This window comes from Ezakiella peruensis, assembly GCF_900215725.1.
GTDB lineage: Bacteria > Bacillota > Clostridia > Tissierellales > Peptoniphilaceae > Ezakiella > Ezakiella peruensis.
In genome coordinates, this window is sequence record NZ_LT962469.1 from 41,788 (window position 1) to 67,894 (window position 26,107).

Consider the following 26,107-nt stretch of genomic DNA (forward strand, 5'->3'; position numbering starts at 1 on the left):
ATATAAAGGAGAATATTATGAGAAGAAAATTATTGATCATTCTCGCGGCTTTTGCCCTTGCTTTTTCAAGCTTTGCTTGCACCAAGAAGGACGATGCAAAAGACACGAGCCCACAAACAGAGGATACACAAAAGACAGATGAAAATAAGGACGAAAACAAGGACGATAACCAAACAGAGGATCAAAATCCTGATATGCAAAACTTTGTAAACGTCGATGACAATGACAAAAAAGAAGTTATGGACACCCTAAACTTCATGGCAAACGAAGAATTTGCGACCGTTCATGAAAAAATTCACGAAAAATCCAAAGAATATCAAACCGAAGATGTTTATGAGCTAACTCAAAATATTTTCAAGGACACAGGTAAACTTGGCGAATTTGAAGCATTAATCAAGCAAGACCACGACGATGAAGAATTTGGTAAGGTTAAATTTTACTCAGGTCAAGTCAAAGGCGAAAACCAATCTCTAGCTTTCGACCTAATCGTAACCGAAGACGGTCAACTCATCGACTGGAGATTTTTCCCAATGCAAGACCAAGAAAAAAACAAGGAAAAATATGCCAACATCATCAAAGAAGTTGAAGATCTAGCAACTCTAGTTGAAAACAAGGACTACGCAGCCATCAAGCCAAAGCTAAAGCTCATGGAAATGGACGAAGAAGCCCACAAGGGTTTTGAAGCCCAACTCGCTGCTGTCGCCGACAAGGTTTCTAATAGAAAAGAAATGAACATTCTAAACATCACCGACAGGACAGCCGTTTCATCCCTCAAAGATTTGGGCATCACAGGCAAGATTATAAATGTTTCCGCTGTTGCCCTTTATGAAGAAGGACCAGAAGTAGAATACAATCTTGTCTACGCTGAAGACGGCACCCTGCTTTCAATCGGCATCCAACCTAAGGAAGAAAACCCACAAATGGGCCTTCCACAAATGCCAGAAGGAAATAAAACTGAAGACGAAAATACAGATGAAAAAACAGACGAAAACACAGACGGAGATGAAAAATAAGGCGTGAATAAACTTGCTGAAATTGTAAAAAATTCAAATAAAATTGTATTTTTTGGCGGAGCGGGCGTGTCCACCGAATCGGGCATACCCGACTTCAGGTCTGCTGATGGCGTTTTTAACAAGGCCATGGGCAGGACCATCCACGCTGAGGATATGGTTAGCCACAGCTTTTATGTAAAATACCCTGCGGACTTCTTTGACTTCTATAGGAAGAATCTCATCTATCCCGACGCCAAGCCAAACGATTGCCACAAGGCCCTGGCCAAGCTCGAGGACATGGGAAAATTATCCGCAGTCATCACCCAAAACATAGACGGCCTCCACCAAATGGCAGGCAGCCACCACGTGTGCGAACTCCACGGCTCAGTCCACAGGAACTATTGCACGAAATGTGGAAAGTTTTATGATTTGGATGAATTTTTAAAACTCGGGGACATTCCCCATTGCACAGAATGTGGCGGAGTGGTAAAGCCAGACGTCGTCTTATATGAAGAAGGCCTGGACCAAGCCGTTCTCGCTGATGCAGTCCACGAAATTTCAACTTGCGATACATTAATAGTTGGAGGCACGTCGCTCGTCGTCTATCCAGCAGCTGGCCTCATCAACTATTTCAGAGGCAAGAATTTAATCTTGATCAACCTATCCGAAACCTCCTACGATGGAGCGGCGGATCTATGTATTTATGAGAAAATAGGCAAAGTATTTAGAGAGGTTATGCAAGAAATTTGCGGTTAAAATTGCGACTTTTTGCAGTGTTCGACTTTTTGCGAACTGAAGCCCTGCCCAAGAGAGCGAGTGACAACGATGCTCGATTGGTATGCAGCGACTCACGCAACCTGTTGTTCACGAAGAAAAAATCCAGCGAAGCGTGTAGGGTCCACTTTATATGGACCGAATTTTTTCTGAGTGAGTACAACAGTCTGAGGAGACGACGTACACTATAGTACGTCTCATTCGTCAAAAAGTCTCAAGCTACAAAAATTCATCAATTTTTCCTCGCAAATTCAGAGAGGGATATAAGAAGAGCGAATTGAAAATCAAATTCATTTGCTCTATGTTATTAAAAATATAAAAACTATTAAGAACGTAGGTAGTCTCAAGCTACAAAAATTCATCAATTTTTCCTCGCAAATTCAGAGAGGGATATAAGAAGAGCGAATTGAAAATCAAATTCATTTGCTCTATGTTATTAAAAATATAAAAACTATTAAGAACGTAGGTAGNGTGGGCATGAGGCATTTTTTATTGTAATTCTCCTCCGTATATTCATTTTACATACATATTTCGTAGGAAAATTTGATGAGATTCGAAGGGAAAATTTAATCGGTCATGTAGCGGCCGATTTATTTCGGCCAAACCGATTAAATTTCCCAAGAATGTCGCAAATTTAACACGAAATTCTCTCTCGCTTGCCCATCTCCTCCCCCTTATGCTATAATATACCTACAAAACATTTTTGATTGGAGTTATTATGGACAAGACGATTTCACTTTTACGATTCTTAAGACAACTTTCATACGAGAAGGACAAGACCATTTCCAATTTGGACGAATTGGATTTTTATATGTACTTGGACGACCTACCCAAAAATTCGACCTACATTGCCACTGGTGGCCCTGAGGACGAATTTATTTTGCGTATCAAGCGTCCCTTCTCTTCAAAATCCGCTGAGGACCGCCGGATCCAAGACCTCTACCTCAAATTTTTAAAACTCTTTTACATTATTCAAAACGAGAGCGAGGACTTGGACCTCTATATTGCAAATGCGATTCTCACTTCATCTTCTGAGTCCGATATCAATTACCCGGTCTTTACCAAGCGGATTAATATTTCAATGGATCCAAAGAAGCAAATCATCGAGCTTAGGAATTCAAATGTCGCTTCCGACTTAAATGTCAAACTCCTATCCAAGATTTCAAATGTCAACCCCATGGAGCTAAAGCGGATTTCTGACGAGCTCAGGCAAAATTATTACAATCCAATTTCCTCCAAGGAGTCGTCCGCCTTTATGCGGGGCATTGCCAAGCGCCTTCACGCCGAGGGCCAAGTGGTTGAGGACTACACAGCCGACTACAAGCTGACTCCAGTTACTCTAATCGATAGGAATGTTATTATTTTGGCGCCCAAAACTTCTGCTGCGACCACGACCTTTGATCGGGCCATAGCCTTTTACGAGGCCGACCGCAAGTCGCCGATCATCTCGCAGATTTCAGGAGACGCTGTCATCCACGAAGATGAGACCAAGCCCCTTGACTTTGGTCTCTTCACCAAGGAGTACAACTCTGAGCAGCTAAACATACTTAAATCGTCTTACGCCAACACGGTTACACTCGTTGACGGGCCACCGGGATCGGGCAAGACCCACACGGTCGCCAATATAATCGGCCATTATCTGGCTGAGGGCAAACGCATTTTGGTCTTATCCAAAAAGAAAAAAGCCCTCCGCGTTCTAAAAAATATGATCGATCCTGCCTTTAACGGTCTTGTCGTATCCAGGATCATGGATTCCAACGACGACATCAACGAGACCCTCTATTATATAAATGAATTTATCTCCAACCACACCACCCTTGAGATGGAAGCCAAGGCCAAGAAGCTTGCAGGCGAAAGGGCCGACATCCTCTCTCGCATGGAGGAGACCAAGTCCACCATCCTAAACATCTTGGAGACAGAGGGCCTGCCAATCTACTATGACGACGAAAAGCTCACGCCAATCGAGGCCGCCAAATTCGTCGTGGATAATTACGAATACATGAGCCTAATTCCCGGCTCAATCAAAAATACCAAGTTTCCATTCGATAAGGACGAACTCGACTACCTTTACAATTCCAACAAGGAAGTCTCCTTTGAAGAGGAAAAGGCCCTTGATAAAAATCTGCCGGACATCAATGAACTTTTGACGCCTAGTCAATTTGAAGAAGTCCTTGCAAATCTGGACCGCTTGGAATTTGAATCCCTCAAGTACAAGCCCCTGGCACCTGCTGGCACAGAACTCACGGACGATGGAGTAAAAGTCATGGGCGAAACGCTAACGACCTACGGCGATTACGATGAACTCTACACCGATCTTGAAGCCTTGAAATCCTATATAGACTTGCCCGAATGGCAGCAAAACGCAATCAGGGCCGGCCTAAATATAATTGACAACAAACAATACAAGGAGCTCAGCCGCCTGTCAATGGAAGTTGACCGCTTCAGAGCCGCCAACATCGAAACCCTGACGGGCAAAGCAATCGACTATCCAAAGATCGCCAGAGCCGACATAATCGAAGAGCTGGGAATCCTGGAGGAAATTTATTCCAAGAAGGACAAGCCTGGTACTTTTGATATGCTATTTAAGAAAAACCGCAAGCTCGTTATGGAAGAGTTCAAGATAAACGGTGAACCCATCCGCAGCAAAAAAGACGTGTCCGATGCCATAGTCCTCATGAACTATGACGTTTTGATCGACGAATTAAAAAGCGTTTACGACGAATTGATTGCCTCCAAAGAAGGCGAGCCCTTCGATGATTATTTTAAAAACAAAGACTTCATCTTCCAAAAACTCGAAGAGCTCTATGCATTCAAAGACCTATACATGAGAGTCCACCACAGGCTGACAGAAATTTTACCGGCCAAGATTATAAACAAGCTGGGCCCAGTTAGCGAAAACCCATCCAGCGAAATCCTCGCCTACCTGTCAACCGACATTTACAATCTCTTAAAGCTCATGAACCTATATAATAAGGAAGTCTTGACTCAAAGGCACAAGCTGGCGACAAACGCAGAACTTTTGTCCTCAACTGATGAGATTGAAATCATAAATGCATTAAAAAACGACACATTAAATAAAAAACTCATCCAATACTCCGAAGACTATGCCGAGTACGATGCCATGAGTCGTCGTATCGCCATCGCCAAAAAACGCCAACAGCTTTTAAAACGTTTGGACATTGCTCCATCCTGGAAAGAATTTTTGGACAGACGATTTGGCATCCACGGGGAAAGGGAAGTGCCCGACCACATCGAAACCGCTTGGAAGGTTAAAATCTTGGACGAAGAAGTTTCCAAGATCATCAAAAACCCCTACGAAAAAATGCGGAAGATGCTGTCTTGGTACAGAAAATCCATTATCGAAAACAACCGCGAATACGCGCGCACGCTTTCATGGTACCACTTCCTAAAACGCATGGACGAAAACCCAGAGATCAGGCAAACATTAAAAGGCCTTGAACTCACTTACAAAAAAATCGGCAAGGGCACAGGCCGCGACGCCAAGGAGCTCAAAGCCAAGGCCGACGATTTGCTCCGCGAAGCCCAAGGCTATGTACCCTGCTGGATCATGACTATTGACGACTGCATAGATAACGTCGCCCTCAAACAATACTTTGACCTCACGATCGTAGACGAAGCCAGCCAGGCCGACATCTTGTCCCTGCCAATCGTCTACACCTCGCCAAAGATAATTGCCATCGGCGACGACAAACAAACCACACCCCTCTACACCAACATCGGCCTAGACCGTGTGAAAAACCTAAGGGCAGCCTCACTTTCCGAGGACTTTCCCAACTACCACCTCATGGACCTGACCACATCCCTTTATGATATTTTAAAAGCGTCCTTCCCGTCATTTTTACTCAAGGAACAATTCAGGTCAGTCCCAGAGATTATCGAATACTCAAACAAACTCTCCTACGACGGAAAAATCTTGCCCCTGCGTGACACCAACGACACCACAATTAAACCAGCCCTCAAACTGGTCCACGTCGACGGCGTTCGCGAAGGAGATACCAACCAAGTTGAAGCCGACAAAATCTTGGAGCTCATCAAAGAAATATTGGCCGACCCTGCCTACGACGGCAAGACAATCGGCGTGATATCACTCCTTGGTGACTCCCAAGCCAAACTCATAGACGACATGATGATCGAACAAATCGACATCATCGACTACGACAACCGCAAACTCATGGCAGGCACACCCGTCGACTTCCAAGGAGACGAAAGGGATATAATCCTCTTATCCATGGTCGACAGCCCACAGGACAAACCCCTCCGCCTCATGAGCGAAGGAGGAGAAGACCTCAACAAAAAACGCTACAACGTAGCCTTCTCACGGGCCCGCGACCAAGAAATTCTAGTCACGTCCCTCAAACAAAAAGATTTAAAAACGGGTGACCTCAGACAATTCACCATCGAATACTTTGAAGAAGCCCACGAAAACTACCACAAAAACCACACGCTCACAACCTTTGAAGAAGAAATCAAAGCCGAACTCGAACGGGCAGGTTTCGAAATTCAAACCAACCACTCAGCCGGCAAATACCCACTGCCACTCGTGGTCAAAGAACCAAAAGTCGCCGTCATGGCCCATTCAGCCAGCATGAAACCCGACCGCGACAAATTAAATACCGAACTCGAAACCACCCTCACCCTCGAAAGAGTAGGCTGGAAACTCGCCCACATCCGCGAAAGCAAATACATCTATGACCCCAAAACCGCCATAGATGAGTTGGTAGAAAATATAAACAATAGAAGATAAGAGATCGATTATAATCGATCAAATGAAAATCCGCCTCATGGGGCGGATTTTTTATATGTATGGATAATGGATTGGATATGGGGATTTATATGGATGGGGGATTGGATGAATTCTTTTTATATTAAATTTAAAAATTCTCAGGCCCACGAGGGACCATCGAATTTTTGATCGCCCTCCGGTCGATACGTGAATATATATATGAGCGTGGGATATTAGGTTTTTCTCGCCCACGGGACATCGAGTCTCCGTGTGCGAGGTGTCCACAATTTTCCTCAGACTGTTGTACTCAATCGTTTTTCCCTTCGGTCCAACGATTGAACAACAGGTTGCGTGAGTCACTGCATACCAATCGAGCATCGTTGTCACTCGCTCTCTTGGGCAGGGCTGCAAGTGGACGGTACCGCGCTATATAAATATCCGTAGGAGAATTTAAAAATGCCTCACGCACACAAGGTGCGATCAGCATTTTTCGGTCCACATTCTCCTCAGACTCTTGTCCTCAATCGTTTTTCCCTTCGGTCTAACGATTGAACAAGAGGTTGCGTGAGTCAACGCTAGCCAATCGTCTTCGCCTTTTCAAGGCTTGTCTCTTGGGCGTGGCTGCAAGATGGACCCTACACGCGATACGCCATTATTAAATGAAGACCATTTATATTAATAAATTGCACGCCCAGAAATATCATACGAAAATTTATAATAGCTGAACACATTTTTCCTATGGAAACGCATAAGAACGTATGTAGGGGCTACTTTATGTAGCCCGAAAAGTCCCGCCCCAAAATTCCTGAAAGTCTCGCTTTAAAATAAAAATGGAAATTTTTGACATATAAATATATATTCTCTTTTCTCGCTATGGATATGGTGCTTGTAACGGCGATCCTGAAATGGTCGCCACTTGGCGGTGTAGCTCGACGCTGTCAAGATTTTCGGGCTCTCTTATATATAGGAAGAGATCAAGCACGGCTCCCCGTGCTTAATTTATTTATTCAAATTCGTCATCATCCAACGGCTCAATATCATCAAATTTTATACCGTGCATCTTTTCAAACTCTTCTTGTGAAATTAAATCCTCACTCTTCAATCCCTTCAATCTTTTCGTTGCTAACTCAATGTCTGTGGCGTCTTCGGCTTCTTGCCTTGCCTTTAAACGACGTTTTTGTTCTTCGGATTCTCTATTCCATTTGGCTAATAAAACCTTAAATGATGCGGCCATGGGATTGTTGACAATATATTCGTAACAATCGTCAAATTCTCTCTCGTTTCTTATTATATGGTCGTAAAAATTCTTTTGCCACAGACGGCCCCTGTATTTTTGGGCCTTGCCCTTGTAAACCAAATCCTGGTAACCCTTTAAAATCAAAATCTTAAAACACTTGATGATCTCGCCTAAATCGATTTTGCCGCTTGTTTCATTCAAAACAATAAAATGCACGTGATCGGGCATTGTGCAATGAACGTTAAATTGTATGCCCTTAAATTCATTTTCGATTGCCTTATATGTATTATCAAATAAAATTTTTAAATCCTCAGAATAATAAATAAATTTATTATCTTGAATCTTGCCAAACAATTTTTGCCGATTATATGTACAAATTGTAATAAAATATGGGCCCAACGCATTATAATTGAAATAATCGAGCCGCCTATCTTTTCTAATAAACATTGCCCGCCTCCTTTTGATTTAATATTATCATAATAAATTTTAATAATCAATATTAATGATACATACAACGCCGAACCCTCATACGGGATAAACCCGTAATCGGCCCCGGGGCGTGTAATTGGTTATTTGTAGCGTCCGATTTATTTCGGACAAAACCAATTACACCCAAAACCGCAGAGCGACATTAGAATGAATACCATTTATATAAATAATTTGCATGCCCGAAAATATTCTATGAAAAATATGTATTATGCACATAGAAAATAAAAATACAAAAATTGATTAGAACGTAGGTAGCGTCCAATTTATTTTGGACATTTCGGCCGCGTGGACTCGATGTCCCGCGGTCGAAGACATATACGGATCAATGTTTTTGTATTCTGGACGTTAAATACATTTTATTATATATACACGCGATACGCCACGACATAATGAACGTCATTGTTATAAACATTGTTACATAACAAACCACCTGCCATACAACGCCGAAACCTCAACCGGGATGAACCCGGCATCGGCCTCGGTATGTCCGAAATAAATCGGACTCTACACGCGATACGCCACGACATAATGAATACCATTGTTACAAACATTGTTACATAACAAACCACCTGCCATACAACGCCGAAACCTCATACGGGATGAACCCGTAATCGGCTCCGATATGTCCGAAATAAATCGTACTCTACAACCGCAGGGCGATCTACAATCTGAATACCATTGTTACAAACATTGTTACACAACAAACCGTCTGCCATACAACGCCGAAATCTCATACGGGATGAACCCGTAATCGGCTCCGGTATGTCCGAAATAAATCGGACTCTACAACCGCAGAGCGATACATAATATGAATGCCATTGTTACATATATTCTGCCGATTCGATTCTTTCTTTCCTATATATGTGTGCTTGATCTGGCCGTGTGCATATATAATATTCCCTTAACCCCCCTGTAATTGCTCTGTAATATATGTGTGCTATTATATATCCAAGATCAATCTACGGATTTAAACCCCGTGTTTATGTTTCCTAATGTTACGCTAATATTACGTTTACATTACATTGGCTCAAAACACTTGATTTTTAATTCTGATGATTGATATAATAAATGCAAGGATACGATATTCGTATACCAAAATTATTAGGAGGTCTAAAGACTATGAGAAAAACATTATCAATAGTACTTTCACTATTAATGGTTTTGTCAATCTTTGCTCCAGTTTTCGCTGAAGAAGAAGTTACAGCTGAAAACATTGCAAAAGATGAAGAATTCATTGAATTCTTAAAAGAACAAAACATCATTGAAGGTGATAAGTCAGGAGATTTAATGCTCGACAAAGACATTGACCGCGCATCATTCGCAGCAATTCTTGTTAGAGCAGACGGAAAGGATGCAGTTGCTAAATCAGTTGCTACACTTCCAAGCAAGTTTGCAGACATGAATGCTGCTCACTGGGCTAACGGATATGCAACAGTTGCACACGACAACCTATGGATGAAGGGTAACCCATCAAACGAATTCATGCCAGGAAGATCAATTTCCTACGCTGAAATTGCTACAACCCTTGTTAGATACCTAGGCGAAGAAAAAGATGGTATGGTATACCCAACATCATACATCGCAAAGGCAACTGAACTTGGACTATTCAAAGGCACAGAAGAAATCGCTGGCGAATACACAAAGAACGCTGTACGTAGAAACGTATTCATGATGCTTTACAACGCTCTATCAAGAGAAGACTTTGGTAAATACAATGTTTACAAAATGATCGTTCTTGAAAACAACAGAGTTGCACAACTTGGTAAAAACCAAATTAAAGCTGAAGTTCTATCAGTTGTTCAAATGGCTAACAACGTAGACGAAAGAGGCGTTGCTAAGATTGGCCAACAAATGGTATTTGACATTGAAAACGTTAAAGTTGAAAATGGCCTAGCTGACACAGAAAACCTAATGGGTAAAGTTGCTAACTTCACAGTTGATCAAAACGGCAAACTAGTTAAAGTTGTTGTTGATAACACAAACTATGAATACTACTGGGGTGGCTTTGAAGCATCTGCAGATGCTAAGACATTTGCAATCGCTGGTAAGAAATTCAACGTTCGTTTCGACGAAAGATACTACACTGAAGATTACAGATACAGAGGAACAGAAAGAGACGACAGAGTTTACAGAACTTATGTAACAAATGACAGAAGAGCTGAAAACTACAACTACCTAGACTTTGCTAAGAAACTAGATGCTGAAGTTATCAATGCTAACTTTGCTAGAATTACAGTTAGAGACGGCATGGTTCTATTCGTAGATGCTTATAACTACACAGACATCGCTCCAGTTCAAAAAGTTGAAAGAGATGGAAACGATGTTTACTACTGGAACGACGCTAGAGACGCTGCAGTAGAAAGAATGACACCAGCTCCAAGAATTATTGGTTACACAGAAAAAGATGGTTTCAGATTAATTTCAAAATCTGACATCAAAGCTGATGACACAATTCACTGGATGGACGGCCTAACACTTGTTAGACAAGACGCAAAACTTGATACAAACCTAGTTAAGACATACATTGACAAATACGGTGAATTTGCAGTTCTTAAAGTTGCAGAAGATGCATCAGATGCATTCTATCTAAACTCAAAGAAATTCTCTGATATCCCATTCCAATCAGTATACGCATACGATGATAACCACTTCAGAAGATTAGATTCACGTGCACAAATCGATGGCATGGTTGGCGCAGATGTTAAAGTATTACTAGACGTATTTGGAGATATCCAATTAATCACATCACACGAAAAATTCACAGATAGACTAGCTCTAGTTGACAAAGTTATCTCAGCTAAAGGTATGGAATTTTACCTACCAAACGCACCAGAAGAAGTTAAATTCAGATTAACAGACAGCTGGGATTCAAACTACTATCGTTATGGTTGGAATGCAACTCAAACATGGAGATTTGATAAATTCAACAGACTTGACCTAGTTTACACAGCAGCTGACAAAGACGGAAACGCTAAGAAAGTTGCTATGATCGATGGATTCGCTTATGGTTATGATAAAGACACTGAAGATTATAACTTTGATGGTCATAAGTGGGCATATGCAGCATTTATCGATGCAAGAAGAGACTTCGTAAGAGTTGGTAGCAAAGACTACAGATACACAGATGAAACAGATGTATTCGTAATCAATATTGACCCAAGAACAGGTAAGAGAGACTATGTAATTTCAAAGGTTACACTAGCTGATGTTAAGAAATACAACGCTGGCAACACTGACCTAATGGCAGCTGTTCTTACAGAAAAAGAATACGCAGATTTCTTAGATAAGATTGATGTTGCAACATGGGGCAGATACAATGATGCTAGAGATGACTTTGCTAAGGCAATTATCTTCACAAACTACAAAGGACCTCAAGCTGACCTAGAAAAACCAGAAATTGGTAGAATTGCAAGAATTGACAACTACTCAAATGTTGTTGAAATCGAAGTATCACGTGGTATGTTCGAAGAATTCAAGATTGCACCAGGTAGCGCAGTTAACATGAGAAATCGTGGACTAATTGGTGAATATGTAGAATTCAGAAGAGTTAAAGACTCAGATCCAAAGGCTGCAAGATTTGATGCTATCATCACAGCAACAGCTGAAGGAAAAGTTGAAGACAGAAGAGCTTACTCAATCAAACTTGAAGGACACTCTGCATTCAAGACAGATGTTAACACTAAAGAATTTGGTGACTCAAGACTTGACTACGCATGGGTATATGTAAGAGGCGGATACGCTGACCTTATCGTATACACAAAACCAGGCGCAGTTCCAGCACCAGAACTCGTACCAACAGACTATGTTGATTACAATCTATTCAAGGCAGCTCTAGCTACAGCATCAACAACAAAATCAGCTACTGATATTAAAGCTGCATTAAAAGCATACGAAGATTTATCAGAAGCTGCTAAGAAACTTCTAGTAACAGAAGCTGAAAAGAAAGCTCTTGATGCTCTTGAAGACACAGTACCTGAAGTTAAATTCCAAGCTGATTATGACAAAGCATTTAAAGCATTAAAAGCATTTAATGATAGAATGGATAATAAGACAGGTGATGATAAACACAAGATCACAACAGCTGAAGAATATGAAGAAGCTAAAAATCTACTAAAAACTTATGATGCATACGCAGCAATACCAAATATTGTAAAAGGTGCTAATGACACAAATTACAGAAACTGGGTAAACGGTAAAATTGTTGCTTATGAAAATAGCATTGAAGCTGATAAGACAACAGCAGCTCAAAAGAGAGTAGATTCTTACAGAGATTCAGAAGCTAGAAGAATTGCTAACGAATTCGCACGTGTAATGAATAACTACACAGACGAAGTTAATGCTAAACCAGCTGTAGATGCTAAAATTGACGATGTTAATAACGCTATTACAGCTCTAAAAGGCAAAGATTTCACAGTAGCAAATGCTTCAGAAGAAACAGCTAAGAAAGCAGAAGTTGATGTTGAAATTAAAAACATCCAAGTTAAAATTGCTGAATACGAAGCTGCAGCTAAAGCAGCAAAATAATTAAGACTTAGTTCTTATTACACCAAAAAAGACCCTCTGGGGTCTTTTTTGATACATAAAATACCTCACTCCTCATAGATCATTCCCCTAACTTTCCTCAAACTTGACAAAACATATACTTATGTTATAATATGCTAAAGGAATATAACTGAGTAAATAATAGGAGGATATAAATTTATGAGAAATTTAAAGTTTAATGTACAAGAGTTCTTTAAGGAAAAATGGCGAAAATTTAAAAAGTTCTTTAAAAGTTTTGCTGTGAAATTTGTAGAAAAACATGAAAAAATAAAAAGCAAATATAATGTTGGACGAATTTTTAAACAACAAGAAAAATTTAGAAATAAAATATACGAAGAGAGCTGTAATAAATGTTATATTAATAAGATATACGGCTTTAGTGGATTGGCTATCATAATCTTAGCTATATTGTTTTTAGCTCAACCTAAAATAAACTTTGGTTTTTGGTTTAGATTTACTTTAAGCTTATTATTTGTAGCGTTCTTTTTTAATATTATCTCATTTACTATATCAGATTTAAAATATATTTTTGATAGTGTATTCAAGTTTACTTTTCGAGGTACATCAACTTTTTTTATAGGCAGCTTTTGTATTTTTTCTATTTTATTTATTTTTACAGAGAAAATTAAATTTTCATATTATTTTGCAGTTGTTATTATGGTTCCACTATGGTCATATTTAAGTACTCTAGATGATTTAGAAGTTGCTAAAATTGGTAATGGGATAATTTCAGCTTTTGTAACTTTGGGACTTGAGTTTACAGGTAATTTAAGAGGCTCAATTGTATTTAATGATTCTGCAATAGGAAATCTTGCAGATCCTAACTTTATGAATAAAATTAAAATAGACGAAAACATTTGGAAAATTCTTCTTTTTCCATTTGTTGCAGCAACATTAATCGGCTTAATTTCTTGTGAGTATAAAGAGTTTTGGATTAAAAGATACGGTAAATCTACTGAGGAAATTTATTCTAAATATGAGTGAGGTAGAATAATAAAAACAGACCCTTCGGGGTCTTTTTTGTATATATGTTGTCATAGGGTAGCAGATTGTGCAAATTGTCTTTCAATTATACATTGTGGATCGGGAAATAACGAACTCCCCTTGTGGGATTGGAGAATTTTCAATTATACAATAACAATAATAAAATATGGATGAATATAATTATAATATGTATATATTTCAGCACGTATGTAGGGGCTACTTTATGTAGCCCGAAAAGCCGTGCCCAAAAGATTAATTGCACGCAAAAAGAGGGCTCACGCCCTCTTTTCATTATGTCTTATTCCACATTCTTATTCGTTTTCTTACCCCCTCCCTTATACACGTCTTCATCATTTACAATATCTCTCATAGACAAATTTTCCCGTGTAGACATTTTTTGCAACTTCCTCATTCCTGTTTCCTTCAAGTAATACACCTTCCTTTTGCTGATGCCCATTATTTTGCTAACCTCAGATGCCCGCATGTCCATTAAAAATGTTAATTCAATTACGGTTCTTTCGTCTGGGTCCAGGGTTGAGAGGAGTCTGGCGACCAGCATTTTATTTTCGTGGGCGGCGATTGCCATGACCGATGGTTGGTCCTTTGCTTTGATCTTATCTATGTCGTCTGTTTCTCGTCTGATCAGGCGTTTGTATTTGTTTATATAAAAGAGTTTGAGCCTGGTCTTTAAATATCCTCCGATTGTGCCCTTGGCAGGATCGTATTCCTTCATGGCCTCGATCACCTCGACAACCCCGTCTTGGTATAGGTCGTCAAAAAATCCCGGCAAATTGCAATACCTTGTTATCGACGCCAAGATCAGCGGCCTATAATCCTCAATAATTTTTTCAATTTTTTTCATATAATCATCCACCCCCGTGTTATTATTTTTATTTTCCATTTTATTTTCATATTCACGTTCATTGTCAACGCGAAGATTTTTTGTCCGAAATAAATCGGACGCTACCACGAAATCTTCGATTAAATCGTTCCTATTATTTTTTCCATCTATATCGTGGACATCTCGATTGCCTAGGCTCGAAGCCGGGCAATCGAGGTTTATATTACGTTCATCGTTCCCATTGTTCTCATCATTTATATTTTCAATGTTTTTATTTCTTTTTTCATTTCCTTCGTTCATTTTTTCACCTCGTATACATTATTTTCGCCTGACCCCGCACGCGATTTCCGGTTTCGTATCACGAAGTCAAACTACATATATTATAACACAAAATTCTTATATGTAAATAGAATTTCCTCAATCCCCAAACATGGATGTGGCGTAACGGCGATCCTGAAATGGTCGCCACTCGTTCGCGAATGCGGACGAGCCTTTAAAAAATAATTGAAATATTGTCACGGATATGATACAATATTCGTGACAAAGGAGGGTTGTAATGAGTTCATATATGGAAATAATATCAGATAAAATAAATAGTTTTGACTCACATAAAGTATTTTTTGCAAATGACTTTTTAGATATTGCATCTAATGCTACGGTTAGACAGATATTAAAAAGATTAGCAGATGAAGATAAAATTAAGCGTGTCATTGATGGCTTTTATTATAATCCAAGTTACAGTGAATTAATTGGGGAGTTCGAAGCAGTATCAATCCACGAACTGGCCTTAGCAATTGCAAGAAAATACAATTGGAATATTGCACCATATAATAGTACAGCCTTAAATTTATTAGGACTTTCAACACAAGTACCAACTCACTATAAATATATATCTAGTGGAAGATATAAGGAATATAAAATTGGGGATACGGTTTTAGAATTTAAAAAAGTAAATCCAGGAGAGATTGCTAATATGTCTCTGAAGACAGCGACTGTAATTCAGGCAATTAAGTCTTTAGGAAAAGAAAGTATTAATGACCAAATTATCCAAAAAATAAGAGAAAACTTAACTGAAAAAGAAAAATTGGATTTAATGAATGAATCAAAATCAGTTCCATCATGGATATATGAAGTGATAAGGGAAATTTGCGAGGATAAAGATGAATAAGTTTTATGTAGAAAACAAAGAAGATCTAAGGATTTTAATAGTAAATACTGCAAGAAAGAAAAATGTATCTGAGGCAGTTATTGAAAAAGACTATTGGGTTACTTTTATCTTAGACTATCTATTTAATGAAAACAAATGGAAAGATTATTTAACTTTCAAGGGTGGCACATCTCTTTCCAAATGTTTTGGACTTATAGAAAGATTTTCTGAAGATATAGATTTGATATTAGATTGGCGAGTATTAGGATATGAAGAAAAAGAACCATGGATAGAAAGATCAAATACCAAGCAAGATAAATTTAACAAAGCAGTTAATGAAAAGACAGAAATATTTTTAAGGGATAAACTTTTACCAGTTTTAGATAGAGATCTTGAAAGTTTTGAGCTTGAATTTTCAATTGATACATTTGATCCTCAAACTATTTTATGTAGGTATCCAAAAATATTTGATTCTAACTATTTAACACAGAGTATTAGACTTGAAATAGGCAGCCTTGCAGCATGGACTCCAGCAATTGATGTTGAAATTTTGCCAATAATTGGAGAGGCTTATCCAAATGTATTTAAAGAAAAAACAAGTATAAGAACAGTGTCAGCGGAGAGAACTTTTTGGGAAAAAGCGACAATTCTACACCACGAAGCAAACAGACCTATGGACTCTTCTATGCCGCACAGGTATGCAAGACACTTCTATGACTTATATAAAATAGCAAATTCAGATTTTAAAGATAAGGCTTTAAAAGATAGAGATTTATTAAAAAGAGTAATTGATTTTAAAATGAAATTTTATCCAAGAAAATGGGCAAGGTACGAAGAAGCTTTAAGTGGCAAATTGAAATTGCTTCCAAGACAAGAACGCTTTAAAGAAATTGAAAAAGACTATAAGGCTATGGCGGAAATGATTTATGGAAACTATCCAAGTTTTGAGGAGATTATTAGAGTTCTTCAAGATTTGGAGGAAGAAATGAATAGATAGATGGGAATTGTCACGGATATGATACAGTATCCGTGACAAAAACACAGAGAGAAATGTTTTAAACTGGTCGAATTCGACCAGTTTTTATTTTGCTCTTTTATTGTGAATAAATTTTTAAAAAATATTTTTCGATTTTTCCGTAATTTTTCCTCGCTCAGGATATCTATATATGCAAGGGGTTAAAAAGGCCTTGCAAAAATATAATTCTAAGGAGGAGAAAGAATGAAAGTTGTATTAAAACTTAAAAAGGAAAGGGATGGCAAGGAATATTTGTCTTCCAAGACAATCAACAATGTGGCTGACACGGCTACTAGGGAAAATATCCTGATGATGGCTGATGGTTTTCATAGCCTTATTGGCCTAGATATGCCAGAGGTCCACAAGGTTGTAACCGAAGTCTACAAGTTTGGTGCTTAAGATGATTATAATCTTGGCTACCGGCAAGGGTGGACTCAAAGAAATTAAGTTAGATGTAGACGACCTGTCTCCGGCCCTCCAGGCTATAACGGAAGCCGCCATTGGCGACGGTACTTTGAACTTGGAGCCGGTCGCTGGCCAGGTCTTTAAGATAAATTTGCGGGATATAGTTAAGTATATCCTGTCTATGATAAAATAATATAAGGAGGTAAATATGAACAAAAGATTGCAATTAAAGTTTGAAAATGCTGAAAAACAAAGCTTTTCAATCTCTCTATCAGAATTCAAAGAAGGGCTAACAGGCGAGGAAATCAAGCAGGCAACTGCAAAAATCGTCGAGTCAAATACCATTGAGTATAAGGGCAGCCCAGCCAAAAGCTTATTAGAAGCAAATCTAATCACAATCGAAACCCAAAAACTCGTGTAAGTCTAGGGTGCTGAGAAAAATAAAAAAGAGGTCATACAAATGTATGGCCTCTTTTCGTTTTTAAATTTAAATTATAATTCTTATCCGTTTAAAATTATGTCTTCAAAGTACTTGTAATTGTCTATGAGGACGTCAGTTTCTGGTATATATGAGGCGCCGATGACTTCGTCTGGCTTGTACTCTTCTTTGATTCGCTTCCAAGTCTTGGCGGCTTCGTCTATGTCGCCTTCGATGGATAGGCCCTTGGAAGTGCGGAGGACAAATTTTTCCATGGAAGTGAGCTCAGGCTCATTGTCTGGGTCCAGCTTCATAAATTCTTTGCGCTCCTTTCTCAAGAATTGCAGGGAAATATTTTGAGCGTGCTTCTTCAAAGCTTCAGCCTGGTCTTTGTTTTTTGCAATGTTAACAGAAGTGCCCAAGATTACATAGGGTTTGTCCAGATATTTTGAAGGCCTAAATTCATTTCTGTAAATGCCCAGAGCATAGCCGATGGTATTTGGCGCAAAGTGGCCGGCAAAGGAATATGGGAGGCCGAGCTCTGCTGCTATGTGGGCAGATGTTTCCGATGATCCAAGGATTGTTATAGGAATTTTTGATCCAGCGCCAGGATGTGGGGCGACATCTAAGTCCCAAGCCTCGTCGGACATATACATTTGCATTTCTTGGATGGCTTTTTTAAAATCTTCTGCTTTATATATATTTCTGTAAATTAACCTTGCCGTCTCCATATCTGTGCCCGGTGCCCGGCCAATTCCTATGTCCACGCGTCCAGGGTGGAGGATATCAAGGGTGGCATATCTTTCGACAACTTGAAAGGGCGTGTGATTTGGGAGCATTACTCCGCCAGCCCCAACTGTAATTCTCTCTGTTTGATTTAAAACATGATTTATCATTAAATCTGTGGCAGCGCCCAAAACTCCGGGGCTGTTGTGGTGTTCGGCCAGCCAGTAGCGGGAAAAATCTTGGTCGTCAGCAAATTTTGCCAGGGCGACTGCTCTGTCTATGGCTGCAATTTGACTTTCGTCTTTGAACTTTGGTATTAAATTTAAAATTGAAACTTTTGTCATAATAACTCCTTTCAACTTACATTTACCCATTACAGTGAGTTAATAATTATGGTCTTGGGTATTAAATAAGAGAGGTGAAATATGGATATTTTAGTTGGAAAAGGTGAAAATCCTGTTTACTTAAAGACAGAGATGTTAAATAGGCACGGGCTCATAGCCGGGGCGACCGGTACGGGCAAGACGACGACTCTAAAGGTTATAGCAGAGGACGCCAGCGATTTGGGCATCCCTGTATTTTTGCCGGACGTTAAGGGCGACTTGTTCTCCTTGAGCGTGCCAAATGAGATGAACGACAATGTGAAAGATAGAGTTAATAAAATTGGTCTGGACTACAGTCCAGCCGCTTACGATATAGAAGTTTGGGATGTCTTTGGCGATTTGGGCCATCCCATGCGGACGACCATCAGCGAAATGGGACCGCTTTTGCTTGCAAATCTTTTGGACTTAAACGAAGTCCAAGAGGGTATTTTAAATATTGCCTTTAAAGTCGCCGATGATGAGGGCATGCCTATTTTGGATTTAAAAGACCTCAGGGCTATGCTTAATTATATTTCAGAAAATCGCAAGGAATATACTAACACCTATGGAAATATTTCCACAGCCAGCATTGGGGCAATACAGAGGGCCCTTTTGCTCTTGGAAAACGACGGGGCAGAACATTTCTTTGGCGAGCCGGCCTTTGAAATCGACGACTTATTTAGAGAGGAAGGTGGCAAGGGCTTAATCAATATTTTAAACGCCAAAATCCTCCACCAAAAACCAAGACTCTATACGGCCTTTATGGTTTGGCTCCTTAGCGAACTCTACGAACGCTTGCCAGAAGTGGGTGACCAAGAATATCCAAAGATAATATTTTTCTTTGACGAAGCCCATCTCTTATTCCAATACGGATCAAAGTTATTGACAGATAAATTGGCACAGGTCATCAGACTCATTCGCTCAAAAGGCGTTTCAGTATTCTTCGTAACCCAAAGGCCAGACGATATACCAGACGAAATTTTGGCCCAACTTGGCAACAAATTCCAACACGCTCTCAGGGCCTTTACACCAAAGGATCGGAAGATGATCAAGGAAACCGCCCAAAACTTTAGGGATAATCCGAACTTTGATACGGCGGAAACCCTGACCAATCTCCAATCAGGCGAGGCCCTTGTGTCGACCTTGGATGCAGATGGCCTGCCCAATATTACAGAAAAAACTTTGATGGCTCCACCCAAATCGACCTTCGATGCAATTGATGACGACAGCGTGCGTGCCCTGATACCGGGAGCCATGGATAAAAAATATCGTAAGATGATCGACAGGGAATCAGCCTTTGAAATCTTGGAAGAAAAACTTACAAAAATCCAAGAGGAAGCAGAGGCCAAGGCCCTAGCCGAAGAAAAACGCAAGGAAGACATTAGACGGGACCAAGACGAGTCACGGGCCGAAAGACAAAAGCGCAGAAACAAATCTGAACTGGAAAAAGCCATGGGCAAGATGGCCAACCAAACCATATATTCCATGTCAAGAACCCTTGGCAATCGAATTATGCGGGGAATCCTTGGCGGAATTTTCGGGGGCAAAAAGCGCTAGAATGTTTAAAAAAAAGACAAAAGGGTATATGTAGATTGTAAACGAAAAGTATAAAGGAGGAACTATGCTAACAGATTTATTTATTGAAAACATGATCGGACAAGAAATTGGCGACTTTAAAGTAACAGCCTATGACAGCAAGGGCAAATTTATCGACGTAGAAAAAGAAGACCTCAGAGGAAAATGGAGTGTATTTTTCTTCTACCCAGGAGACTTCACATTCGTATGCCCAACAGAACTAGAAGACCTAGCTGAAAACTACGAAAAATTCCAAAAGATCGGTTGCGATGTATACTCAATCTCAACTGACTCAGAATTCGTACACAAGGCATGGCACGACGAAAGTAAGGCAATCGGCAAGGTAAACTTCACAATGCTAAGTGACAGAACCAGACAACTCGGCGATATGTTTGGAGTTTATGTACCAGAAGAAGGACAAAACCTAAGAGGAACCTTCATCATCAACCCAGACCTAAAGATTTCAGCTTATGAAATCCACGACATGGGAATCGGCCGTGACGCACTCAGCTTACTCAGAAAAGTTGAAGCCAGCCAATTCGTCTTTGAACACGGCGACAAAGTATGTCCTGCAAAATGGGCACCGGGGGATGACACTCTTACCCCAGGAATCGACCTAGTCGGTAAAATTTAGTGCTAAATTAGCGACATTCTCGTGAAAAATTTTTTTAGTCCTCGGAGTACACTTGAGTACACCTGCGTCCTAAAAAAATTGTTTCACTTCGAATCTCATCTAATTTATCTACTAAATCCATAGTAGAGAAAGATAAAGAGTTCTACATTTTTGTGGGGCTCTTTTTTCTACTTACTGCAGACTACTATCTGTACACCTCATTCACAAAAATTCTGCACTTCGTGTTTATCATTGAATTTCGAAGCCCTAGCCCAAGAGGTCAATTTCCCGTAGCGGCGATCCTGAAATGGTCGCCAAGAAATTGACCGATTGGCTAGCAGGTCTCGTGTCAGAGATTCCCGAGAGTTCAAAAATTTTTCTGTAGCGGCCGATTTATTTCGGCCAAAAAAATTTTTGAACGATTGGTGAATCTTACGGCCCAGCTAAATTTATGAGATTTTAAGTTAGAGAAAGATTAAGAGCTTTGCTTGCAAGGCTCTTTTTTGGTTCGACTTTTTCAAACTGAAGCCCTGCCCAACAGAGCGAGTGCAAACGACGCTCGATTGGTATGCAGCGACTCACGCAACCTGTTGTTCACGAAGAAAAAATCCAGCGAAGCGTGTAGGGTCCACTTTATGTGGACCGAATTTTTTCTGAGTGAGTACTATAGTCTGAGGAGAATTTCGGACAAAACTGATTAAAAATTTTTTTCCTGATTGCTTATAACAATTTAAAAAAATCACTTATAAACTAAAAGAGTCCAGCAAAAATATGCTGGACTCTTTTAGACCTCCTAAAAATTTTAATTGGTTAAATCGGTTCATCACGCCGATTGATACGATTTTTAAGATCGTGAACTTCAGAGAAACATATCTCGTAACATCCCTTAAGATTATTTTATCATGAAAAAGGATATAATGCAACATCCTAATTTTACTCTCTCCAATATTTTTTGGTTGATGAGGCCAAAATTAACATAAATCAAAATGTTGCATTATTACTCCTAGATTTTAGGAATTAATCCTTTTTAAAAAAGGATATTACTAATTGCACTAACTCGATTATTAGGCTTACAAATCTGATGAGGATTGTAAGCATGTCTATCAACTTCATGCTGTGTTTCTCCTTTCTTGGAGAGAGCCTTTATATTATATCATATGTTTAATATTTTAAACAAACTGTTCTCCATTTACACTCATTTCTTGATTAAACATATTTGTCTTGTTATAATTAAATTAGATACTTAGATAAAAATGAAAGGAGTTTTTTATGTTAGCGATTAAGAATGCGAAGATTTATACAATGGTTGGAGACGTGATTGAGAATGGTGTGATCCTGATTGAGGATGGCAAGTTTGCTGAGGTCGGGGCGAATGTGGACATTCCTGATGGGGCGGAGGTCATTGACGCTGGTGGACATATGGTGACACCGGGTTTGGTGGACGGTCACACTCACATTGGTCTGGACGAAGAGGGGATTGGCTACGAGGGGGCCGATTTTAACGAGGGGACAAATCCTGTTACTCCTGAGATGAGGGGGATTGACGGGGTTTATCCTTGCGACAAGGGCTTCCTTCAAGCTCGCCAAGGGGGGATCACAACTGTGGTTACTGGTCCGGGATCTGCCAACTGCATTGGCGGAACTTTTGTAGCTCTAAAAACTTATGGGGACAGGGTCGACAATATGGTTGTGAAAAATCCTGTGGCCATGAAGATTGCCTTTGGTGAAAATCCAAAGCGTTTTTATGGGAAGAGTGGCAAGATGCCAATGACTCGGATGGGAATTATCGCCCTTATGCGGGACACTCTCTACAAGGCCATGGACTATATGAATAAAAAAGAAGCTGGCGAAAAGGTCGATTACAATATGCAGTATGAGGCTTTGATCCCAGTGTTGAAGGGAGAACTCCAAGTCAAGGCCCATGCCCACAGGTCAGATGATATTTTCTCAGCCATAAGGCTTGCCAAGGAATTTAATTTGGATTTGAGTTTGGAGCACTGCACCGAAGGCCACTTGATTGCAGATGAGCTCGCCAAGGAAGGTTATCCTGCAATTTGTGGACCAAACTTATCGGGTGCATCCAAGTACGAACTCAAGAATAGGTCCTTTGAAACGCCAGCTGCCCTTTACAAGGCAGGCATGACCGTGGCAATTATGACAGATAACTCGGTTATACCAACAGCACAACTGCCAATTTGCGCAGGCCTTGCCGTAAAATCTGGCCTACCAGAAATGGAAGCCCTAAAGGCCATTACCATTAACGCAGCCAAGATAACACAAATCGATAACCGCGTCGGCTCAATTGAAAAAGGCAAGGACGCAGATTTGGTTATATGGAGTCAAAATCCAGTCAGGGATATTGAATGTGAGGCGATGTATACGATTATCAATGGAGAAGTTGTGTACGACAAGAGGACTGACACAAAATTTGGTTTCTAAAAATTTGTGGTTAAAACGGCGACCTTCACTTGTTTCGAAATGTTTGCTCACTGCGGAGGGCAATTAGCCCACCTCATTCGCAAAATTTCTGTACAGCGTGAATTTCATCCGTTTTTCCTCACAAATTTGTGATATTACCTGTTGTTAATTTCGTGACATTCTCGTGAAAAAATAAAAAAATACGCGAAGCGTTGTAGTGGTCACCTTTATGGTGACCATATTTTTTCTTCGTGAACAAGAGGTTGCGTGAGTCAACGCTGGCCAATCACCTTCGCCTATTCGAAATTTCTTGGCGACCATAAAGGTGGTATGATACATGCAAAGTAGACAGTCTAATTAATTAAAAACCCATAAAAGGAGAAAAAATGGGGAAAATTAAATTTGACTTAGAAACAAAAATACAAGCATGTAGAGAATATGAAAAAGGAAACAAATCATTTAGAGAAATAGCCAAGGAAATAAATGCAGGAGATACAACTGTCGCCTCATGGTATGTAAAATACAAAGAAAAAGGAGAAGAAGGTCAAGGGATGAAGCATAGTATGTCAAGGGTAGGTAAATGTATAGATAATGGACCAATGGAAGGGTTTTTTGGTATATTAAAGACAGAGATGTTTTATGGTAAAGAGTTTAATTCTTTAGAAGAATTAAAAGACAGAATTATTAATTATATTGAATTTTACAACAACGAGAGGTTTCAAAAAAGATTAAACTGCATGGCTCCGTTGGAGTACAGAGAGTATGCAGTTTAAAGATATGTTTTTAATTAATTGTTGTGTCTACTTGACAAGGGGCAGTTCAAAAGGATCGCCTCTACAGGAAATTTCGATGAGATTAATAATAGAAAATCTCTTTATATCTTTAAATATAATTTGTGAGGGCCGTAAGATTCACCAATCAACATCACGCGACCGCGTTCGTTTCTTGGGAATCTCTGACACGAGACCTGCTAGCCAATCGAGCATCGTTGTCACTCGCTCTCTTGGGCTAGGGCTTCGAAAACAGCGCCTTTTTGCAGCTTGAGACTTTTCTTCTCTTTATTTATTCGCATAAATTTCGCTGGAAAATTATTATCTCTTTACTTTTATACGTACAATTTGCTAGGGAATTTCGATGAGATTCGAAGTGAAATAAATTTTTTAGGACGCAGGTGTACTCTTATCTTTTCAATTTGTGAGGGAAAATTGATGAATTTTTGTAGCTTGAGACTTTTTGACGAATGAGGCGTACTATAGTGTACGTCGGAATGAGCAAAAAGTCGAATACTGCAAAAAGTCGCAATTTTAACCACAAATTACTCGGTACATTGAATTTTGTGGTCATATATAGTATAATATTCAATGTAATATGAATGTAATATAAGAGGTTTTTATGGATATAGATTTTAATAATATTAAAGAAGTACATTTTATTGGCATTGGGGGTATTGGCATGAGCTCTATGGCTCGCGTGCTTTTGGACCGGGGCTACAGGGTTTCTGGTTCCGACAGGACTATTACTCCTATTTGCCAAAAATTAATTGACCATGGGGCCAAAATTAGTGCACCCCAAGATGCAAAAAATATTTTAAAGCCTGATTTAATTGTTTACACAGATGCGATCTCAGCTGACAATCCGGAATTTGTTGCGGCCAAGGAGTCAGGCATTCCCATGATTGATCGGGCGAGTTTTTTGGGCCAGCTGATGACCCAGTACAAAAAGTCCTACGCCATCACGGGCACCCACGGCAAGACGACAACTACGTCAATGCTTGCAACGATTTTTAAGCACAGCGATTTTAAACCTACGATTTTACTTGGTGGAAATTTGGACGCTATTGGAGGCAATGTCCTGGTGGGAGAGCACGATGTGATGCTTTGCGAAGCCTGCGAATACAAGGGCAATATTTTAAAATACCATCCGACAACGGCCGTCGTTTTAAATATTGACGAGGACCATTTGGATTATTACAAGTCCCTTGAACATATAGAGTCTACTTTTATTGAATTTATCAAGGGTCTAAAGCCGGGCAGTCATTTGATTATTAACGGTGATGAGGCTAGTCTTAAAAATATTAGACAGGCCCACGATGGCAAGCTGATTACTTTTGGTATTCACAGGCCAGCTGATTTTAGGGCCAAGGATATTTCCTACGACGAAGAGGGATTTGCTTCTTACGATTTGGAATTTGAGGGCAAGACTTACAAGGTAAATACAAGCGTAATGGGCGTTCACAATGTCCTAAATTCATTGGCGGCCATTGCGACTGCTTATGACGCGGGCTTGGATATTGAGACCATTGTAGATGCAATTGAGCATTACAAGGCGGTTCACCAAAGGCTGGAAATGCTTGGTGAAAAAGACGGGGTCACAGTGATGGACGACTACGCCCATCATCCAACGGAGATTATGGCTAGCTTAAGTGCTGTCAAGAATATGAACAAGGAGAGAATTTTCTGCGTTTTCCAACCCCACACTTACACTAGGACAAAGATTTTATTAAACGGCTTTGCAGACGCCTTTAAATTGGCGGATGAGGTTGTAGTTATAGATATATTTGCGGCTCGCGAGACCAATAATTTGGGCATTCACTCCCGCGATCTTGTAGAAAAGATGAATGAACGAGGAATTTCTTGCAAATATTATCCAGACTTCGAATCTGCCCTGGAATTTTTAAAACCCGCCCTAAAACCTGGCGATTTATTTATAACAATGGGGGCAGGCGACGTAAATAAACTCGCCCACATGTATTTGGAAGATAAATAAAAAAGTGTATTTGAGGCCACAAATCGTGGCCAAAATTTTCATTTTATTATAATAATAAA

Annotated in this window: 18 protein-coding genes; 15 read left to right on the forward strand and 3 right to left on the reverse strand. The window is 39.8% G+C overall.

The features are described from left to right. Nucleotides 1-17: 17 nt before the first annotated feature. From CUU59_RS00200 to CUU59_RS00210, 3 genes are all read left to right on the forward strand, one after another. Nucleotides 18-1,013, forward strand: a complete 996-nt coding sequence (locus CUU59_RS00200) for a hypothetical protein (protein WP_099950038.1) — start codon at nucleotides 18-20, stop codon at nucleotides 1,011-1,013. Between the two features lie 3 nt (nucleotides 1,014-1,016). Continuing rightward, nucleotides 1,017-1,748 carry an NAD-dependent protein deacylase gene (locus CUU59_RS00205; RefSeq protein ID WP_099950039.1) on the forward strand — a complete coding sequence of 244 codons (732 nt, stop codon included), beginning with the start codon at nucleotides 1,017-1,019 and terminating at the stop codon, nucleotides 1,746-1,748. 736 nt (nucleotides 1,749-2,484) lie between these two features. Further along, nucleotides 2,485-6,531, forward strand: a complete 4,047-nt coding sequence (locus tag CUU59_RS00210) for an AAA domain-containing protein (RefSeq protein ID WP_099950040.1) — start codon at nucleotides 2,485-2,487, stop codon at nucleotides 6,529-6,531. A gap of 982 nt (nucleotides 6,532-7,513) precedes the next feature. On the opposite strand, the gene CUU59_RS00215 is transcribed toward CUU59_RS00210, so the two are convergent. Beyond that, a complete protein-coding gene (locus CUU59_RS00215) occupies nucleotides 7,514-8,194 on the reverse strand; it encodes a transposase (RefSeq protein ID WP_099950041.1) in 681 nt (226 codons plus the stop codon). A 1,161-nt stretch (nucleotides 8,195-9,355) separates the two neighbouring features. Between CUU59_RS00215 and CUU59_RS00220 the strand changes: the two genes are divergently transcribed. Together CUU59_RS00220 and CUU59_RS00225 are read left to right on the forward strand one after the other, a co-directional pair. Next, nucleotides 9,356-12,760 (forward strand): S-layer homology domain-containing protein, encoded by a 3,405-nt coding sequence (locus CUU59_RS00220; protein WP_099950042.1) that lies wholly within the window; start codon nucleotides 9,356-9,358, stop codon nucleotides 12,758-12,760. A gap of 177 nt (nucleotides 12,761-12,937) precedes the next feature. After that, a complete protein-coding gene (locus tag CUU59_RS00225; RefSeq protein WP_099950043.1) occupies nucleotides 12,938-13,762 on the forward strand; it encodes a hypothetical protein in 825 nt (274 codons plus the stop codon). Between the two features lie 298 nt (nucleotides 13,763-14,060). Here CUU59_RS00225 and CUU59_RS00230 read toward each other — a convergent pair whose 3' ends face one another. After that, entirely contained in the window at nucleotides 14,061-14,903 is an 843-nt protein-coding gene (locus tag CUU59_RS00230; RefSeq protein ID WP_099950044.1) for a sigma-70 family RNA polymerase sigma factor, read from the reverse strand. 256 nt (nucleotides 14,904-15,159) lie between these two features. Here CUU59_RS00230 and CUU59_RS00235 point away from each other — a divergent pair, with 256 nt between their 5' ends. The 5 genes from CUU59_RS00235 (at nucleotide 15,160) to CUU59_RS00255 (ending at nucleotide 17,591) form a co-directional block, all read left to right on the forward strand. Continuing rightward, complete coding sequence (locus CUU59_RS00235; protein WP_099950045.1) at nucleotides 15,160-15,771, forward strand: DUF6088 family protein; 612 nt, start codon at nucleotides 15,160-15,162, stop codon at nucleotides 15,769-15,771. Beyond that, nucleotides 15,764-16,747 carry a nucleotidyl transferase AbiEii/AbiGii toxin family protein gene (locus CUU59_RS00240; protein ID WP_099950046.1) on the forward strand — a complete coding sequence of 328 codons (984 nt, stop codon included), beginning with the start codon at nucleotides 15,764-15,766 and terminating at the stop codon, nucleotides 16,745-16,747. Before CUU59_RS00235 ends, CUU59_RS00240 begins: the two co-directional genes overlap by 8 nt. A 222-nt stretch (nucleotides 16,748-16,969) precedes the next feature. Next, nucleotides 16,970-17,164 carry a DUF1659 domain-containing protein gene (locus CUU59_RS00245; protein WP_099950047.1) on the forward strand — a complete coding sequence of 65 codons (195 nt, stop codon included), beginning with the start codon at nucleotides 16,970-16,972 and terminating at the stop codon, nucleotides 17,162-17,164. A 1-nt stretch (nucleotide 17,165) separates the two neighbouring features. Further along, nucleotides 17,166-17,363 (forward strand): hypothetical protein, encoded by a 198-nt coding sequence (locus CUU59_RS00250; RefSeq protein ID WP_099950048.1) that lies wholly within the window; start codon nucleotides 17,166-17,168, stop codon nucleotides 17,361-17,363. A gap of 15 nt (nucleotides 17,364-17,378) precedes the next feature. Continuing rightward, nucleotides 17,379-17,591: a DUF2922 domain-containing protein gene (locus CUU59_RS00255; protein WP_099950049.1), complete on the forward strand. Its 213-nt coding sequence runs from the start codon at nucleotides 17,379-17,381 to the stop codon at nucleotides 17,589-17,591. Nucleotides 17,592-17,671: 80 nt separating this feature from the next. Here CUU59_RS00255 and CUU59_RS00260 read toward each other — a convergent pair whose 3' ends face one another. Next, nucleotides 17,672-18,658, reverse strand: a complete 987-nt coding sequence (locus tag CUU59_RS00260) for an MsnO8 family LLM class oxidoreductase (protein ID WP_099950050.1) — start codon at nucleotides 18,656-18,658, stop codon at nucleotides 17,672-17,674. A gap of 81 nt (nucleotides 18,659-18,739) precedes the next feature. Between CUU59_RS00260 and CUU59_RS00265 the strand changes: the two genes are divergently transcribed. The 5 genes from CUU59_RS00265 to murC all read left to right on the forward strand — a co-directional run bounded on the left by CUU59_RS00265 (nucleotide 18,740) and on the right by murC (nucleotide 26,048). Beyond that, nucleotides 18,740-20,233: a helicase HerA-like domain-containing protein gene (locus CUU59_RS00265; RefSeq protein WP_099950051.1), complete on the forward strand. Its 1,494-nt coding sequence runs from the start codon at nucleotides 18,740-18,742 to the stop codon at nucleotides 20,231-20,233. A gap of 64 nt (nucleotides 20,234-20,297) precedes the next feature. Further along, nucleotides 20,298-20,885 carry an alkyl hydroperoxide reductase subunit C gene (ahpC, locus tag CUU59_RS00270; protein ID WP_075574171.1) on the forward strand — a complete coding sequence of 196 codons (588 nt, stop codon included), beginning with the start codon at nucleotides 20,298-20,300 and terminating at the stop codon, nucleotides 20,883-20,885. Nucleotides 20,886-22,133: 1,248 nt separating this feature from the next. Next, entirely contained in the window at nucleotides 22,134-23,303 is a 1,170-nt protein-coding gene (locus CUU59_RS00275) for an amidohydrolase (RefSeq protein ID WP_099950052.1), read from the forward strand. A gap of 365 nt (nucleotides 23,304-23,668) precedes the next feature. Continuing rightward, entirely contained in the window at nucleotides 23,669-24,055 is a 387-nt protein-coding gene (locus CUU59_RS08345; RefSeq protein ID WP_099950053.1) for an IS3 family transposase, read from the forward strand. Between the two features lie 619 nt (nucleotides 24,056-24,674). Then, nucleotides 24,675-26,048, forward strand: a complete 1,374-nt coding sequence (gene murC / locus CUU59_RS00285) for a UDP-N-acetylmuramate--L-alanine ligase (RefSeq protein ID WP_099950054.1) — start codon at nucleotides 24,675-24,677, stop codon at nucleotides 26,046-26,048. The last annotated feature ends 59 nt before the right edge of the window (nucleotides 26,049-26,107 follow it).

Bases quoted from the DNA above. Each gene is read 5' to 3' on its own strand.
- CUU59_RS00200 (WP_099950038.1), top strand. From the start codon at position 18: ATGAGAAGAAAATTATTGATCATTCTCGCGGCTTTTGCCCTTGCTTTT.
- CUU59_RS00210 (WP_099950040.1), top strand. From the start codon at position 2,485: ATGGACAAGACGATTTCACTTTTACGATTCTTAAGACAACTTTCATAC.
- CUU59_RS00215 (WP_099950041.1), bottom strand. From the start codon at position 8,194: ATGTTTATTAGAAAAGATAGGCGGCTCGATTATTTCAATTATAATGCG.
- CUU59_RS00220 (WP_099950042.1), top strand. From the start codon at position 9,356: ATGAGAAAAACATTATCAATAGTACTTTCACTATTAATGGTTTTGTCA.
- CUU59_RS00225 (WP_099950043.1), top strand. From the start codon at position 12,938: ATGAGAAATTTAAAGTTTAATGTACAAGAGTTCTTTAAGGAAAAATGG.
- CUU59_RS00230 (WP_099950044.1), bottom strand. From the start codon at position 14,903: ATGAACGAAGGAAATGAAAAAAGAAATAAAAACATTGAAAATATAAAT.
- CUU59_RS00235 (WP_099950045.1), top strand. From the start codon at position 15,160: ATGAGTTCATATATGGAAATAATATCAGATAAAATAAATAGTTTTGAC.
- CUU59_RS00240 (WP_099950046.1), top strand. From the start codon at position 15,764: ATGAATAAGTTTTATGTAGAAAACAAAGAAGATCTAAGGATTTTAATA.
- CUU59_RS00245 (WP_099950047.1), top strand. From the start codon at position 16,970: ATGAAAGTTGTATTAAAACTTAAAAAGGAAAGGGATGGCAAGGAATAT.
- CUU59_RS00250 (WP_099950048.1), top strand. From the start codon at position 17,166: ATGATTATAATCTTGGCTACCGGCAAGGGTGGACTCAAAGAAATTAAG.
- CUU59_RS00255 (WP_099950049.1), top strand. From the start codon at position 17,379: ATGAACAAAAGATTGCAATTAAAGTTTGAAAATGCTGAAAAACAAAGC.
- CUU59_RS00260 (WP_099950050.1), bottom strand. From the start codon at position 18,658: ATGACAAAAGTTTCAATTTTAAATTTAATACCAAAGTTCAAAGACGAA.
- CUU59_RS00265 (WP_099950051.1), top strand. From the start codon at position 18,740: ATGGATATTTTAGTTGGAAAAGGTGAAAATCCTGTTTACTTAAAGACA.
- ahpC (WP_075574171.1), top strand. From the start codon at position 20,298: ATGCTAACAGATTTATTTATTGAAAACATGATCGGACAAGAAATTGGC.
- CUU59_RS00275 (WP_099950052.1), top strand. From the start codon at position 22,134: ATGTTAGCGATTAAGAATGCGAAGATTTATACAATGGTTGGAGACGTG.
- CUU59_RS08345 (WP_099950053.1), top strand. From the start codon at position 23,669: ATGGGGAAAATTAAATTTGACTTAGAAACAAAAATACAAGCATGTAGA.
- murC (WP_099950054.1), top strand. From the start codon at position 24,675: ATGGATATAGATTTTAATAATATTAAAGAAGTACATTTTATTGGCATT.